Origin of the sequence: Paraburkholderia sp. SIMBA_027 (genome assembly GCF_046535315.1) — a bacterium.
Lineage (GTDB): Bacteria > Pseudomonadota > Gammaproteobacteria > Burkholderiales > Burkholderiaceae > Paraburkholderia > Paraburkholderia tropica.
In genome coordinates this window covers 1-248 of sequence record NZ_JAWRWY010001288.1, presented here as the reverse complement: position 1 = coordinate 248, position 248 = coordinate 1, and the positions used below count along the sequence as shown (strand labels likewise).

The window sequence follows — 248 nt, the reverse complement described above, 5'->3', positions numbered from 1 at the left end:
GATCGCCGCGCCACCGTTGAACACCTTGGCGCCTTGCGCCTGGGCGTATTCGAGCAGGTGGGTGGAATACACGTATTCCATGTCGAAAGGCGGGTCTTTGCGCATCACCACCGCGCCGAAATCGGCCAGCGGCAGGTCCTGCGGCGCCGATTCGCGCCACCAGTCATGGCCGTGCAGGTCGGCGCCATCCACCAGCTCGATGGGCGTGGTGACGGCCTTGACCGTGCCGGTCTCGATGTACAGGTCGC

Annotated in this window: 1 pseudogene; it reads right to left on the bottom strand. The window is 65.7% G+C overall.

What is annotated here, in order from left to right:
• Positions 1-248 (bottom strand): annotated as a pseudogene (locus SB764_RS43305) (glutathione synthase); the annotation flags it as partial.